The sequence below is a fragment of the Streptomyces sp. NPDC016469 genome (genome assembly GCF_040632905.1).
In the GTDB taxonomy this organism is placed as follows: Bacteria; Actinomycetota; Actinomycetes; order Streptomycetales; family Streptomycetaceae; genus Streptomyces.
Genome location: NZ_JBEYCQ010000020.1, coordinates 92,237 through 107,120 on the forward strand (window position 1 = coordinate 92,237; position 14,884 = coordinate 107,120).

The following is a 14,884-nucleotide window of genomic DNA, read 5'->3' on the forward strand; positions in this document are numbered from 1 at the left end:
TGCCGCGCGTGGCCAAGGTGACGCGGGACGATGTGGCGAGACTGGCGGGGACGTCGACCGCAGTGGTCAGTTACGTCATCAACAACGGACCCCGGCCGGTCGCCCCGGCCACGCGCGAGCGGGTGCTCGCCGCCATCAAGGAGCTGGGTTACCGGCCCGACCGGGTGGCCCAGGCGATGGCTTCGCGGCGGACCGATCTCATAGGGATGATCGTGCCCGACGCCCGGCAGCCGTTCTTCGCGGAGATGGCGCACGCGGTCGAACAGGCCGCCGCCGAGCGCGGGAAAATGGTCCTCGTCGGCAACTCCGACTACCGCGACGAGCGCGAGGTCCACTATCTGCGGGCCTTCCTCGGCATGCGGGTCTCCGGTCTCATCCTGGTCAGCCAGGGCCCCAGCGAGCGCGCCGCGGCGGAGATAGAGGCGTGGGACGCCCGGGTGGTGCTGCTGCACGAGCGGCCCGAGGCCATCGACGACGTCGCGGTCGTCACGGACGACATCGGCGGCGCCCAGCTCGCCACCCGCCACCTCCTGGAACACGGCAACGCGTACGTGGCCTGCCTCGGCGGTACGGAGGAGACCCCGGCGGTCGGCGACCCGGTCGCCGACCACGTCGAGGGGTGGCGGCGCGCGATGCACGAGTCCGGCCGCTCGACGGAGGGCCGGCTCTTCCAGGCGCCGTACAACCGCTACGACGCCTATCAGGTGGCCCTGGAGCTGCTCTCGGGCCCGGACAGGCCGCCGGCCATCTTCTGCGCGACGGACGACCAGGCGATCGGCGTGCTGCGGGCCGCCCGCGAGCTGCGCATCGACGTCCCGGGCGAGCTGGCCGTCGCCGGGTTCGACGACGTCAAGGAAGCCGGTCTGACCGATCCGCCGCTCACCACGGTCTCCTCGGACCGCCCGGCCATGGCGCGGGCGGCGGTGGACCTGGTCCTCGACGACTCGCTGCGGGTGTCGGGGTCGCGGCGGGAGCGGCTGAAGCAGTTCCCCTCGGCGCTGGTGGTCCGCCGCTCCTGCGGCTGCGGCGAGCCCGCGGGGCGGACGCTCCCGTAGGGCCTTTATATCGGGCATACGCGGTTCTGCCGGGCTTCTCAGGGCTCCCTCACGCTCCTCTCATCTTCGCCGGACAGGCTCATCGACATGACAGAGAGCCAGCGCCCGAGCGGCGAGTACCCGATGTACCCCTCGTACGGCAACGGCGAAGCGGCCTACCCGCCACCGCCGTCATACCAGCCGGCCCCCCCGGCCTTCCCGGCCCCGACGGGCCCCGGGCCCGCCGCCGAGCCGCCCGCCGCCCGGCGCCGGCTCCGCAAGCCGGTCGCGCTCGTCGCCGCCGTGGCCATCGCGGCGGCGATCGTCGGCGGCGGCACGGCCACGGTGATCGGCAGGCTCGTCGACGACCCCGCCACCACCACGGCCGCCGGGGGCGGTGTCGTCCCGGGCACCACCGTCTCGCAGAGCGACAAGGGCACGGTGGCCGGTGTGGCCAAGGCGCTTTCGCCGGCCATCGTGGAGATCGGCGCGACCTCGACGGCCGGCCAGTCCACCGGTTCGGGCGTGGTCATCACCTCGGACGGCGAGATCGTCACCAACAACCACGTCATCGCGGACGCCTCGCAGATCAAGGTCACCCTCAGCACCGGCAAGACGTACACCGCCGACGTCGTCGGCACCGACCCGGACAAGGACCTCGCGCTGATCAAGCTCCAGGGCGCGAGCGGCCTGAAGACGGCCACGCTCGGCGACTCCTCCCAGGTCGCCGTCGGCGACGAGGTCGTCGCGATCGGCTCGCCCGAGGGCCTGACCGGCACGGTCACCAGCGGCATCGTCTCCGCCCTCGACCGCGACGTCACGGTCGCCAAGGAGGGCGACAACGGTCAGAGCCAGGGTCAGGGCCAGGAGCAGCAGGGCGGAGGGCGCCAGTGGCCCTTCGAGTTCGGCGGACAGCAGTTCAACGGCGACACCGGCGAGTCCACCACCACGTACAAGGCCATCCAGACCGACGCCTCGCTCAACCCCGGCAACTCCGGCGGTGCGCTGATCAACATGAGCGGCGAGATCATCGGCATCAACTCCGCGATGTACTCGGCGAGCTCGGCCGCCGGCCAGGGCAGTTCCGGCGCGGGCAGCGTGGGACTCGGCTTCGCGATCCCGGTGAACACCCTGAAGGCCGACCTCGACACCCTGCGGGCCGGGAACGGCTCCTGACCGTACGGGGCTGAGAAACTGGGGCCGCCCGCGCCCCGGCCCGTACGACCGAGAAGAGGACAAGACAGCGATGAGCCCCGCCGAAGACGATCCGCAGCGCATCCTGATCGTCGACGACGAGCCCGCCGTGCGCGAGGCCCTGCACCGCAGCCTCGCCTTCGAGGGATACGACACCGAGGTCGCCGTCGACGGCCTCGACGCCCTCGCCAAGGCGGAGTCGTACGCCCCCGACCTCATCGTCCTGGACATTCAGATGCCGCGCATGGACGGCCTGACCGCCGCACGCCGTATCCGCTCCACAGGCGCCACCACGCCCATCCTGATGCTCACGGCCCGGGACACCGTCGGCGACCGCGTCACCGGACTCGACGCGGGCGCCGACGACTACCTGGTCAAGCCGTTCGAGCTGGACGAGCTGTTCGCCCGCATCCGCGCCCTGCTGCGCCGCAGCTCGTACGCGACGTCCTCGGGCGGTCCCGTCCCCGACGACAACGTGCTCTCCTTCGCCGACCTGCGCATGGACCTGTCGACCCGCGAGGTCATGCGCGGCACCCGGCGCGTGGAGCTGACCCGTACCGAATTCACCCTCCTGGAGATGTTCCTCGCGCACCCGCGCCAGGTGCTGACCCGCGAGCAGATCCTGAAGGCGGTGTGGGGCTTCGACTTCGAGCCGAGCTCCAACTCCCTGGACGTCTACGTGATGTACCTCCGCCGCAAGACGGAGGCCGGCGGCGAACCGCGTCTCGTCCACACCGTGCGCGGTGTGGGGTACGCGCTCCGCTCGGGCGGGGGCGACGGATGACGGGCCCCCTGCGACGCGTCCGCGCGCTGCCGCTCCGTTCCCGGCTGGCCCTGCTGGTCGCGACGGCGGTCGCGGTGGCGGTGGCGGCGGTGGCGGTGGCCTGCTGGTTCGTGACGCGGGAGCAGTTGGAGGACCGGCAGGACGAGGCGTTGCGCGGGTCCACGGTCGCCCAGGACTACCTGGTCAACCTCTATCAGTACTGCAAGCGCACCACCGAGCTGCAGCCCGCGCCGTACACCGGCCTCACCGTCCAGCTCATCGACGGCCAGGGCAACGCCTGCGTCGCCCCCGGCTCGCCCAAGCTTCCGGTGACCGCCGACGACCTCGCCGTGGTCGGCGCCGACCGGCCGGGACCGCTGCACACGGAGACCGCGTCCGACGGTGCGAGGATGCGCGCCTTCACCTACCCGGTGACGGCTACCCGTGGGCCGGGACCGGACCAGCCCCGCGTCGATCTCGGGGTCACCATCGCCCGCCCCCTCAGCGAGATCGACAGCCCGCTCTCCACCCTCGCCTGGGTCCTCGCCCTCGTCGGCGGCATCGGCGTCATCGGCGCCGGCGCCGCCGGTCTCTGGGTCGCCCGCTCCGGGCTGCGCCCCGTGGACGAGCTCACCGAGGCCGTCGAGCACGTGGCCAGGACCGAGGACCTGACCGTCCGCATCCCGGTCGAGGGGGAGGACGAGATCGCACGGCTGTCCCGGTCGTTCAACTCGATGACCGCGTCCCTCGCCACCTCCCGCGACCGGCAGGCCCAGCTCATCGCGGACGCGGGCCACGAGCTGCGTACGCCGCTCACCTCGCTGCGCACCAACGTGGAGCTCCTGGCCCGCAGCGACGAGACCGGCCGGGCCATCCCGCCGGACGACCGCAGGGCCCTGATGTCCTCGGTCAAGGCGCAGATGACGGAGCTGGCCGCGCTCATCGGCGACCTCCAGGAGCTGGCCCGCCCGGACGCCGCCCAGCCGGGCCCGCTCCAGGTGGTGGCCCTGCACGACATCACACGCGCCGCCCTCCGGCGCGCCCGGCTGCGCGGTCCGGAGCTGACGATCACGGAGGACCTGGCCCCCTGGTACGTACGCACCGAACCGGCCGCCCTCGAACGGGCGATCGTCAACGTCCTGGACAACGCGGTGAAGTTCAGCCCGTCGCACGGCACGATCGACGTGGTGCTGCACCGGGGCCGGCTCACGGTCCGCGACCACGGCCCCGGCATCCCCGCCGACGAACTCCCGCACGTCTTCGAACGCTTCTGGCGCTCCCCGTCCGCCCGCCAGCTCCCGGGCTCGGGCCTCGGCCTGTCGATCGTGGCCCGTACGGTCCAGCAGTCGGGCGGCGACATCTCCCTCGCCCCGGCCCCGGGCGGTGGCACGGAGGCGGTCATCAACCTCCCGGGCGCGCCGCAGCCGCCGCCGGAGGCACCGCGGGAATAGCCGGGCGCAGCCCACGCGGGCGCCTGTCGGGTCGTGCCCCCCACGAACCGGCAGGCGCCCTTTGACGTCCGCCGCTTCTCGTACGAGGCCACGCTCGCAGGGTTGACCACCCCCGGGCACGCATTTACAGTCCCGAATGCGTTCTACACATGAGCACAACGTCTATATATGTAGACGGCTGATCGAGGGAGCCCCGAGTTGTCGACGTTCGACGGCGTGCTGTTCTTTCCGGTGACACCGTTCACCTCTTCCGGCGAGGTCGATCCGCGGGCGCTCGCGGAACACATCCGCACCGGTCTCGACGCGGGACCCGGCGGGGTCTTCGTCGCGTGCGGCACCGGCGAGTTCCACGCCCTGGAACCCCAGGAATACGCGCAGGTGGTACGCACTGCCGTGGAAACCGTCGACGGCCGGGTGCCGGTGTACGCGGGCACCGGCGGCGCCCTCCCGCTGGCCCGGCGGTTCGCCCGCGCCGCGAAGGAGGCCGGAGCGGACGGGCTGCTGCTGCTTCCGCCGTACCTGGTCCAGGGGCCGCCCGCCGGGCTCGTCGCGTACACCAGGGCGGTCGCGGAGGAGACGGACCTGCCGCTGATCGTCTACAACCGTGGAACCGCCCGCTTCGACACCGCGTCCGCCGTCGAAGTGGCCCTGCTGCCCCAGGTGGTGGGCTTCAAGGACGGCTACGGCGATCTGGAACAGCTCGCCCGCAGCGTCGTCGCGGTCCGCTCGGCCCTGCGGGAGGACGGCGGGAAGAAGCCCTTCCAGTTCTTCAACGGCATGCCGACGGCCGAGGCCACCGTGCCCGTGTACCGGGGCATCGGTGTCGAGCTCTACTCCTCCGCGGTGTTCTGCTTCGCGCCGGAGATCTCCCTCGCCTACTACCGGGCCGTGACCCAGGGCGACGACACGCTCGTCGAGCGGTTCCAGACGGTGTTCTTCCATCCGCTGATCGCCCTGCGCGACCGGGTTCCCGGCTACGCCGTCTCCCTCGTCAAGGCGGCCGTCCGGCAACGCGGACTCGATGTCGGCGGGGTCAGGCCGCCGCTCGCCGACCCGGCGCCCGAACACCTGGAAGAGCTGCGGCGCATCACCGAGGCCGGCCTCGCGCTGTGCGCGGAGGTGTCCGCCCGATGAGCGACCGCATCCTCATCACCTCGGTGACCGTGACCCCCGTCGCCTTCCACGACCAGGCACTGCTCAACGCCGTGGGCGTGCACGAGCCGTACGCGCTGCGCGCCGTCATCGAGATCGCCACCGACCAGGGGATCTCCGGGCTCGGCGAGACCTACGCGGACGAGGGGCATCTGCGGCGCCTCGCCGCCGCCGGGCAGGCCGTGACCGGAATGGACGTCCACGCGCTCAACGCGATGCACGCCGAGGTGGCCCGGGTGCTCGGCGGCGACACCGGCACCGACGGCCATGGCCTGACCGGCATGATCACCTCCAGTTCCACGGTGGACCGGGTGTTCTCGCCCCTGGAGGTCGCCTGCCTGGACATCCAGGGCAAGGCCGCCGGACGGCCGGTCTCCGACCTGCTCGGGGGCGCGGTGCGCGACTCCGTACCGTTCAGCGCCTACCTGTTCTACAAGTGGGGCGGGCACCCGGGCGCGGCACCGGACGACTACCCCGAGGCCCTCGACAGCGCGGGGATCGTCGCCCAGGCACAGCGCATGGTCGGCGAGTACGGGTTCTCGGCCATCAAGCTCAAGGGCGGGGTACTGCCCCCCGAGCAGGAGGTCGAGGCGGTCCTCGCCCTGCGCGAGGCGTTCCCGGACACCCCGCTGCGGCTCGACCCCAACGCCGCCTGGACCGTGGACACGTCGATCGAGGTCGCGCGCAGGCTCGACGGCGTACTGGAGTACCTGGAGGACCCCACACCCGGGCTCGACGGGATGGCCCGCGTCGCCCGCGAGGCGAGCATGCCGCTCGCGACGAACATGTGCGTCGTCGCGTTCGACCAGCTCGCTCCGTCGGTGGCCCGGGACTCGGTCCAGGTCGTGCTCTCCGACCACCACTACTGGGGCGGGCTGCACCGCTCGAAGCTGCTGTCGGGCATCTGCGACACCTTCGGCATGGGGCTGTCCATGCACTCCAACTCCCACCTGGGCATCAGCCTCGCCGCGATGACACACCTGGCCGCCGCCACCCCGAACCTCACCTACGCCTGCGACACGCACTGGCCCTGGAAGTCGGAGGAGGTCGTCCAGGACGGAGCGCTCGCGTTCTCCGACGGGGCGGTACGGGTGCCGGCCGGCCCGGGGCTGGGCGTCGAGCTGGACCGGGACGCGCTCGCCCGGCTGCACGAGCAGTACCTGCGGTGCGGTCTGCGCAACCGGGACGACACCGGCTACATGCGGCGCATCGACCCGGACTACCGGGCCGAGTCGCCCCGCTGGTGACCCCTGGGATCCGCACCGCTCGCGTCGTCGCCGCCAGGGAAGAGAACACCGAAGGAGATGCCGGGCCTCATCGGGATGAGAGCTGACGGGGCCCGGTGACCGGCTACCGGACCCCCTGCCGCCGCAGCACCCTGGCCAGTTCCACCGCGTGCCGCAGAACCGCGTCCCCGACCCGGGCCAGCTCCTCGTCGGTCGCCCGCTCCACCGGGATGGAGCAGCTGATGGCATCGGTGGCGGGGATGCGGTACGGGACGGAGGCCGCGACACAGCACAGCCCCGGAGTGTTCTGCTCGCGCTCGACCGCCCACCCGCGCTCGCGGGCCTCCTCCAGCTCGGCGGCCAGTGCGGCACCCCCGGTCACGGTGTTCTCGGTCAGCTGCTCCCGCTCGACGTCCGCCATGAGCGCCTCGACCTCGGGGGAGGTCAGCTCGGCCAGCAGCGCCTTGCCCAGCGCGGTCGCGTGAGCGGGGAGCTGGCGCCCCACCCGCGAGGTGAGCCGATGCGAGTCGGTCGCCTCGCGGGTGGCCAGATAGATGATGTGAGGGAGGTCGAGCCGGGCGTAGTGGGTCGTATAGCCCACCTCCGCGCGCAGCCGCTCGATCTGACGGGTCGCCGGGGGCAGCGCCGGATCCCGGTCCAGATAGGCGGTACCGCACAGCAGTGCGCGCGGGCCGATGCCGAAGGACAGATCGCCCTCGGGGCTCTCCACCCACTTGAGGGCACTGAGGGTGCGGAGCAGGGCGTAGAGGCTGGAGCGGGGGTAGCCCGTGGCCTCCTGCAACTTCCCCAGGCTGAGCCGGTCGCCCGAGGCTGCCAGCGCTTCCATGATCAGGACCGCGCGCTCGGCCGACTTGACCAGGCCGCGTCCGGATTCGTCGCTCTCGCTCGCGGGCGGGGTGGCCTTCTGCGCAACCAATGAAATCCCTCCCAAGTCATTGACCGCCATCATACGGCGGGCTAGCCTCCCGCCTGATCAAATTCCACGAATGAAATCACTGTCTACATATGCAGACAAGCGTTTCGTTGAACAACCCCTCCCTTCCGTTCACCGCCCCCTGACGGCCGACGAGAGCCGATCGGGCAACTAGGAGTTCACATGGCTGCGTTGGACTGGGTCGCACTCGGCGGCTACTTCGTCGTGATGCTGCTGATCGGCTTGTGGTCGCACAAACGCGTCAGCAACGTCAGCGACTACTTCACCGGCGGAGGCCGGATGCCCTGGTGGCTCTCCGGCATCTCGCACCACATGTCCGGCTACAGCGCCGCCGTGTTCGTCGCCTACGCCGCGGTGGCCTACAGCTACGGCATCACCGTCTACGTCTGGGCGTTCATCCCGCTGGCGGTGGGCACCGGCCTCGGCGCCGTCGTCTTCGCCCCCCGGTGGAACAGGCTCCGCAAGCGGTACGGGGTCGCCTCGCCCCTGGAGTACCTCGCCACCCGGTACAACGTGCCCACCCAGCAGGCCCTCGCCTGGAGCGGCACCCTGCTCAAGGTCTTCGACGTGGCGGCCAAGTGGGCCTCGGTGGCGATCCTGCTCAATGTGTTCACCGGCATGAACATGAACACCGGCATCGTGCTCACCGGCGTGGTCACCCTGCTGTACTGCACCGTGGGCGGCCTCTGGGCCGACGCCCTCACCGACTTCGGGCAGTTCGTCATCCAGGGCGTCGCCGCCATCGCCATGGTCGTGGTCGTCCTCGGCAAGCTGGGCGGGATCTCCGGCCTGGGCACGCTGTGGGACGACCTTCCCGCGCACCACACCGAGCCGCTGGTCGGCCCGTACACCGCGACCTTCCTCACCGCCTACATCATCATCAAGATCTTCGAGTACAACGGCGGCATGTGGAACCTGGCCCAGCGCTACATGGCCACGGAGAACGCCAGGGACGCCCGCCGTTCCGCCGGTCTCTCCGCGGTGCTCTACCTCATCTGGCCGGCCTTCCTGCTCTTCCCGTCCGTCGCCGCGCCCGTCCTGCTCCCGCACGTCGCGGACCCGCAGCAGGTCTACGCGCTCATGAGTGAGAAGTTCCTCCCCGCCGGCCTGGTGGGGCTCACGCTCGCCGGGATGTTCTCGCACACCATGGCCATGGCCTCCTCGGACGCCAACGCGATCTCCGCGGTCGTGACCCGCGACATGATGCCCGTCCTCTCCCGCAGGGCGCGCGGGATGAGCGAGCGGTCCGCGCTGCTGGCCGCCCGGATCGTCACGGTCGTCTTCATCACGCTCAGCATGCTCGTGGCCATCGAGGCCGACCACTTCGGCGGCGTCCTCGGCATCATCGTGGCCCTCGTCGCCGCGGTCATGGGACCGATCTCCATCCCGCTGCTGCTCGGACTGCTGCCCCCCTTCCGGAAGTTCGGGCCGCGCGCCGCGCTGATCTCCTGGGCCGGCGGGCTGATCGGCTACTGGATCGTCAAGTACGGCATCGACAGCAGCGACCAGACCACGGTCGTCCTCACGCCCCTGGTCACCTCCCTGGTTCTCTTCCTGGCCATCGGCCTCCTCAGCCCCGAGCCCAGTCCGGAGGCGGACGCGCTCGTCCTGGCGGTGTCCAGCGACGGCGGCGACGACGACCACGCCGGTGCGTCCGCGGGCGCCGTGCCCGCGCCCGCGCAGGAGCCGCGGCCCCTGTCCCGGGCCGAGGACTGAGCCTCCCGGCCGGTGAGGCCCCCGCCCCGTGACGACGAATGCGCGGGCCGGGGCCACCGGCCCCGCCCGCGCATCCCTGCCTGCGGTACGCCCTACTGCACGACCGTGATCCGGTCCGTCGCCGGCGGGGCCAGCGGGGACGAGGCCGTGGAGTGCGCGGCCAGGTAGGCGTTGAAGAGGTCCAGGTCGGAGGCGCCGACCAGCTTGTTGGTGCCCTGGCCCAGCGCGGCGAAGCCGTCGCCGCCGCCCGCCAGGAACTCGTTCATCGCGACGCGGTACGTCTTGGCCGGGTCGATCGGCTCGCCGTTCAGCTTGATCGTGTCCGTGACGACGCGGTCCGCGCCGGACTTCGTCATGTCCAGCGTGTAGGTGAGGCCCTTGGAGACCTGGAGGATCTTCGGGCTGGCCTGGTTCGAGCCGCTGACCTGCTGCTGGAGGGCGCTGACGAGCTGGGCGCCGGTCAGGTCCACGACGTTCATCATGTTGGTGAACGGCTGCACGGTGAACGACTCGCCGTAGGTGACGACACCGTCGCCCTCGCTGCCGGACGCCTTGTACACCAGGTCCGCGCGGATGCCGCCCGGGTTCATGAAGGCGACGACCGCCCCGCCCTTGTCCGCCGGGGCCAGGCCCTCCAGCTGCGCGTCGGCGATCAGGTCACCGAGGGGCTTCTCCAGGGCCGTGGAGCCGCGGCCGTTGATGTCGGCGGAGATGAAGCCCTGCGGCCGGTTCGAGATCGGGGCCGCGAGCGTGTTCCAGCGGGCGATCAGGTCCGTCATGTCCTTGGCGGGCGCCTGGTCACGGCTGACGAGGTGGTTCGCGGAGACCGGGTTGGACGGCTGGGTCCCGTGGTGCTTCGAGCCGTGCTTGCCGCTGCCCTTCACGGCCGTGCGCACGATGTCGCCGGTGCGGCGGTCGTACGTCAGCGTCGTGTCCGTGTACAGCCGGCCGAAGGAGGCCGCCGACGTGACCAGGCGCGGGTTGCCCGCGGGGTCCGGGATGGTGCAGACGTACGCCTGGTGGGTGTGGCCGGTGACGAGGGCGTCCACCTTCGGTGTGATGCCCTTGGCGATGTCCGTGATCGGCCCGGAGATGCCGTCACCGGCGCCCGGACTGTCGCAGTCGTAGTCGTACGCGGAGGAGGCGGGCAGGCCGCCCTCGTGGATGAGCGCGACGATCGACTTCACGCCCTGGCGGTCCAGCTCCTTGGCGTACTTGTTGATCGTCTCGACCTCGTCGTGGAATTTCAGGCCCTTGACGCCGTTGGCCGTCACGATGTTCGGCGTGCCCTCCAGGGTCACCCCGATGAAGCCGATCTTGACGCCGTTCTTCTTCCACACGGTGTACGGCTTGAGGATCGGCTTCCCGGTCTTCTCGTCCGTCACATTCGCTGCGAGGTACGGGAAGTCGGCACCCGGGAACTTCTTGCCCTTCTCGTAGCACCCCTCGACCGGGTGGCAGCCGCCGTTCTGGAGGCGCGCCAGCTCGGTCGCGCCCTCGTCGAACTCGTGGTTGCCCACGCTCGTCACGTCGAGGTCGATCTTGTTCAGCGCTTCGATGGTCGGCTCGTCGTGGAAGAGCCCCGACAGCAGCGGGCTCGCGCCGACCATGTCGCCACCGGCCGCGGTGATCGAGTACGGGTGGCCCTCGCGGGCGGTACGCAGCGAGGAGGCGAGGTACTCCACCCCGCCCGCCGGGATCGCCTTCGTCGTACCGTCGGCCTGCGTCTCGGTGACCGTACCGGCCGAGCCGGCCGGCGGCTCCAGGTTGCCGTGCAGGTCGTTGAAGGACAGCAGCTGCACGTCGACGGTCCGGGCCGGGGTGTGGTGCCCGTGGTGGTCGCCGTGGCCGCGGCCGTGCGCTCCGGCCGGCATGGCGGCGACGAGCGCGCCCATGGTGGCGAGACCGGCCGCGGCGGCGAGCACCCGCCGTGACGCCCGGTTCTTCTGCGGTGTCGCTGACATCGGTCCCCTTGTGAATTCAGCGGGTGAAGTACGAGCCGCAGCCTAGAGTCAACGCGCGTAGCGCGACAGGTGTACGGGGTTACGAAGTGGTTGCCAACCGGTGCGGGCCGGCGGCGCTTACGCTCGTACACATGACGACAGACGCACCCCTCCCCGCCCCCGGACGCGAGATCCAGACGCTCGACACCCTCTCCCCCGACCAGGCCGCGGCCGTGCTCGACCTGCTCGCCGAGGCCGCGCGGTCCGACGGCCGGCAGGCCGTGTCGGAGCAGGGCCGTCTGCAACTGCGCGGCGGGCAGCGGGAAGGCGTGCGGCACTTCCTGCTGTCCGCCGGGGGCGTGCTCGCCGGGTACGCGCAACTGGAGGACACCGACCCCGTGGAGGCCCCGGCCGCCGAGCTGGTCGTGCACCCCTCGCACCGGGGCCACGGACACGGCCGCGCGCTCGGGGCCGCCCTGCTCGCCGCGACCGGGAAGCGGCTGCGCGTCTGGGCGCACGGCGGGAAGGCCGCGGCGCGCCACCTCGCCCAAGTCCTCGGCCTCTCCCTGTTCCGGGAACTGCGCCAGCTGCGCCGCCCGTTGAACCCGCTGAACCTCGCCGAGCCGGCCCTCCCCCCGGGCGTCACCGTGCGCACCTTCGTCCCCGGCGAGGACGACGCCGCCTGGCTCGCGGTGAACCGCGCGGCCTTCGCCCACCACCCCGAGCAGGGCTCCCTCACTCAACGCGACCTGGACGACCGCAAGGCCGAGCCCTGGTTCGACCCGAAGGGCTTCTTCCTGGCCGAGCGGGAGGACGGCGCGGGCTCCACGGAGCTGATCGGCTTCCACTGGACGAAGGTGCACGCGGAGGAGCAGCTCGGCGAGGTGTACGTGGTCGGCATCCGGCCCGACGCGCAGGGCGGCGGCCTCGGCAAGGCGCTCACCGCGATCGGGCTGCGCCACCTGGCGGCGGAGGGACTGCCGACCGCGATGCTCTATGTCGACGCGGACAACCCGGCGGCGCTCGCGGTGTACGAGCGCATGGGCTTCGTGACGCACGAGGTCGACCTGATGTACCGCACGGAGTCCTGATTCCCCTCAACTCCACTCGGGGCGGCGTAGCTTGACGCCGCCCCGCTTTTAGGTCACCCTTCCACTACTCAATTAGTGAAAGGGTGAAGATGGCAGAGTCCGCGGCAGTCGAGTTCCGCATCGACCGGCGCAGCGGCGTCGCCACCTACCTCCAGATCGTCCAGCAGACCAAACAGGCCCTCCGCCTGGGCCTGCTGGAGCCGGGCGACCGGCTGCCCACCGCCCGGGAGGTGGTCGAGGCGACCGCGATCAACCCGAACACCGTGCTCAAGGCGTACCGCGAGCTGGAACGCGAAGGGCTCGTCGAGGCCCGGCGCGGCCTCGGCACCTTCGTCACCCGGTCACTCGGTGGCGCGGTGGCCGCCGACGACTCCCCGCTGCGCGCCGAACTCACCGCCTGGGCAGGCAGGGCGCGGGCGGCCGGCCTCGAACGCGACGACGTGAGCGCGCTCTTCACCGCCGTACTGGACAGCACATTCGAGGGGGACCAGGACCGATGACAGGTACCGCGCTGGAGGCCGACGGCCTCGGCATGAGATACCGGGGCCGCAGCGGCGGCTGGGCGCTGCGCGACTGCGCGTTCCGGCTGCCGGCCGGCGCCGTCTGCGCGCTCGTCGGGCCCAACGGCGCCGGCAAGTCCACCCTGCTCGCCCTGGCGGCGGGTTTCCTGCGCCCGGCCGAGGGAACGCTGCGGGTGCTGGGCTCGACACGCGGTGAGACGCGCACCCGGATGGCGTACGTGGCCCAGGACAAGCCGCTCTACCCGCAGTTGACGGTCTCCGAAACGCTGTGGGCGGGTGCGGAGCTGAACCCGGACGGCTGGGACCGGGAGGCGGCGGCGCGCATCGCCGAACCGCTGCCGTCGGACATGAAGGTCCGCGACCTGTCGGGCGGTCAGCGCACCCGGCTCGCCCTCGCCCTCGCGCTGGGCAAGCGGGCCGAACTGCTCCTGCTGGACGAGCCGATGGCCGACCTCGACCCCCTCGCCCGCCACCAGCTGATGGGCGCCCTGATGGCCGAGGCCGCCGAGCACCGGACCACCATCGTGATGTCCTCGCACATCCTCAGCGAACTGGAGGGCGCCTGCGACTACCTCCTCCTGGTCGACGGCGGCCGCGTCCGCCTCGGCGGCGAGACGGACGACCTCATCGCGGCGCACGCCCTGCTCACGGGCCCGGTCCGCGACCTGGCCCCGCACACGGTGATCGAATCCCGCACCACGGGCCGCGCCCTGACCGCCCTGGTCCGCCCGGAGGGCCCGGTCGACCCGGCCTGGGACCGCTCCGAACCCTCCCTGGAGGAGCTGTTGCTCGCCCACCTCCGCTCCCCCGAAGCCCCCGCGCTGCTCACCCCGAGCGCGACGATCCGCGAGGCGGTGGCGGCGTGAGCGCGCTGAGCCTGCGGGGTCCCGTCCGCGTCGTCGTACGGACGCAGCGCCGCTCACTGTGGGCGGGTGCCGCACTCGTGGCCCTGGGCATCGCCGTGGTGATCGGGCTCCGGATCTGGGTCGCCACCGCACACGAGAACTGCGCCGACGGGGACACCACCCGCTGCGGCGACCACCTCTACCTGGCCAGTTACGCCCGCACAACGGCCCAGACCTTCCTGGCGGACGGCGGTCGCGTCCTCCTGGGCCTGTCCCTGCTGACCGGAATCTTCGTCGCCGGGCCGCTCATAGCCCGCGAACTGGAGAGCGGCACGTTCCGCTTCGGCTGGACCCAGTCGATCACGCCCGCCCGCTGGCTGGCGGCACGGCTCGCCCCGCTCGCGCTCCTCGCGGCCGCCGGCACGACGGTGCTGGTGCTCGTCTACCGGTGGGGCCGGTCGGGCGTCCTCGGGCACTCGCCGTCCGACCTCGCCTGGTTCGGGGACACGACCTACCCGGGCCTCGGCCCGGTAGCGGTCGCCTACGCCCTGTTCGCGGTGGCTGTCGGCGCCCTGTGCGCCGTCCTCGTACGCCGCGCTCTTCCGGCCATGGCCCTCACTGCCGTCGTCGTCGGCACGGTCATGTACGGCTTCGGCAAGCGCCGCTACGAACTCTGGCCCACGGTCCGTGACCTCGACCTCGAGCTCGCCGAGCGGAAGGGGGGCTTCTGGGCCATCGATTCGGGCATGCTCACCTCTTCCGGCAAGGAGCTCCACTGGCAGGACTGCCTCTCGCGAGGCATGCCGGGCCGGGCCTGCATGACGGCCAAGGGCGGGGTCACCAACTTTTTCGACTACCACCCCGCTTCCCACTTCTGGCCACTCCAGCTCACCGAAACCGCCATCCTGCTCGCCCTCGCCGCAGTCGCCACCGCGCTCGCCTTCCGGGTGCTGCGCCGCTACCACGCCTGAGGCGTTCCGAAACCTGTCCGGG

General features: G+C 71.7%; 13 protein-coding genes. 11 read left to right on the top strand and 2 right to left on the bottom strand.

The features are described from left to right. Positions 1–8 precede the first annotated feature (8 nt). From ABZ565_RS23145 to ABZ565_RS23170, 6 genes are all read left to right on the top strand, one after another. Positions 9–1,055, top strand: a complete 1,047-nt coding sequence (locus ABZ565_RS23145; protein WP_361029954.1) for a LacI family DNA-binding transcriptional regulator — start codon at positions 9–11, stop codon at positions 1,053–1,055. An 87-nt stretch (positions 1,056–1,142) separates the two neighbouring features. Next, complete coding sequence (locus tag ABZ565_RS23150) at positions 1,143–2,210, top strand: trypsin-like peptidase domain-containing protein (protein ID WP_361029957.1); 1,068 nt, start codon at positions 1,143–1,145, stop codon at positions 2,208–2,210. A 70-nt stretch (positions 2,211–2,280) separates the two neighbouring features. Further along, a complete protein-coding gene (locus ABZ565_RS23155; protein WP_361029960.1) occupies positions 2,281–3,012 on the top strand; it encodes a response regulator transcription factor in 732 nt (243 codons plus the stop codon). Beyond that, entirely contained in the window at positions 3,009–4,442 is a 1,434-nt protein-coding gene (locus ABZ565_RS23160; RefSeq protein ID WP_361029963.1) for a HAMP domain-containing sensor histidine kinase, read from the top strand. The genes ABZ565_RS23155 and ABZ565_RS23160 overlap by 4 nt, the downstream gene beginning before the upstream one ends. 198 nt (positions 4,443–4,640) lie before the next feature. Then, positions 4,641–5,576 (top strand): 5-dehydro-4-deoxyglucarate dehydratase, encoded by a 936-nt coding sequence (locus ABZ565_RS23165; protein ID WP_361029966.1) that lies wholly within the window; start codon positions 4,641–4,643, stop codon positions 5,574–5,576. After that, positions 5,573–6,841, top strand: coding sequence for a glucarate dehydratase family protein (locus tag ABZ565_RS23170; protein ID WP_361029971.1), 1,269 nt, complete (start codon positions 5,573–5,575; stop codon positions 6,839–6,841). The genes ABZ565_RS23165 and ABZ565_RS23170 overlap by 4 nt, the downstream gene beginning before the upstream one ends. Positions 6,842–6,944: 103 nt before the next feature. On the opposite strand, the gene ABZ565_RS23175 is transcribed toward ABZ565_RS23170, so the two are convergent. Beyond that, a complete protein-coding gene (locus ABZ565_RS23175; RefSeq protein ID WP_361029973.1) occupies positions 6,945–7,757 on the bottom strand; it encodes an IclR family transcriptional regulator in 813 nt (270 codons plus the stop codon). 180 nt (positions 7,758–7,937) lie between these two features. On the opposite strand from ABZ565_RS23175, the gene ABZ565_RS23180 reads away from it, so the two are divergent. Beyond that, positions 7,938–9,491, top strand: a complete 1,554-nt coding sequence (locus tag ABZ565_RS23180; protein WP_361029976.1) for a sodium:solute symporter family protein — start codon at positions 7,938–7,940, stop codon at positions 9,489–9,491. Between the two features lie 92 nt (positions 9,492–9,583). Here ABZ565_RS23180 and ABZ565_RS23185 read toward each other — a convergent pair whose 3' ends face one another. Further along, on the bottom strand, positions 9,584–11,455 hold the full coding sequence (locus ABZ565_RS23185; RefSeq protein ID WP_361029979.1) for a 5'-nucleotidase C-terminal domain-containing protein: 1,872 nt from the start codon (positions 11,453–11,455) through the stop codon (positions 9,584–9,586). A gap of 131 nt (positions 11,456–11,586) precedes the next feature. Between ABZ565_RS23185 and mshD the strand changes: the two genes are divergently transcribed. The 4 genes from mshD (at position 11,587) to ABZ565_RS23205 (ending at position 14,862) form a co-directional block, all read left to right on the top strand. Continuing rightward, a complete protein-coding gene (gene mshD, locus ABZ565_RS23190; protein WP_361029982.1) occupies positions 11,587–12,525 on the top strand; it encodes a mycothiol synthase in 939 nt (312 codons plus the stop codon). 89 nt (positions 12,526–12,614) lie between these two features. Then, entirely contained in the window at positions 12,615–13,025 is a 411-nt protein-coding gene (locus tag ABZ565_RS23195) for a GntR family transcriptional regulator (protein WP_361029985.1), read from the top strand. Continuing rightward, a complete protein-coding gene (locus ABZ565_RS23200; RefSeq protein ID WP_361029988.1) occupies positions 13,022–13,912 on the top strand; it encodes an ABC transporter ATP-binding protein in 891 nt (296 codons plus the stop codon). Before ABZ565_RS23195 ends, ABZ565_RS23200 begins: the two co-directional genes overlap by 4 nt. Continuing rightward, positions 13,909–14,862: an ABC transporter permease gene (locus tag ABZ565_RS23205; RefSeq protein WP_361029991.1), complete on the top strand. Its 954-nt coding sequence runs from the start codon at positions 13,909–13,911 to the stop codon at positions 14,860–14,862. The genes ABZ565_RS23200 and ABZ565_RS23205 overlap by 4 nt, the downstream gene beginning before the upstream one ends. Positions 14,863–14,884: the final 22 nt, after the last annotated feature.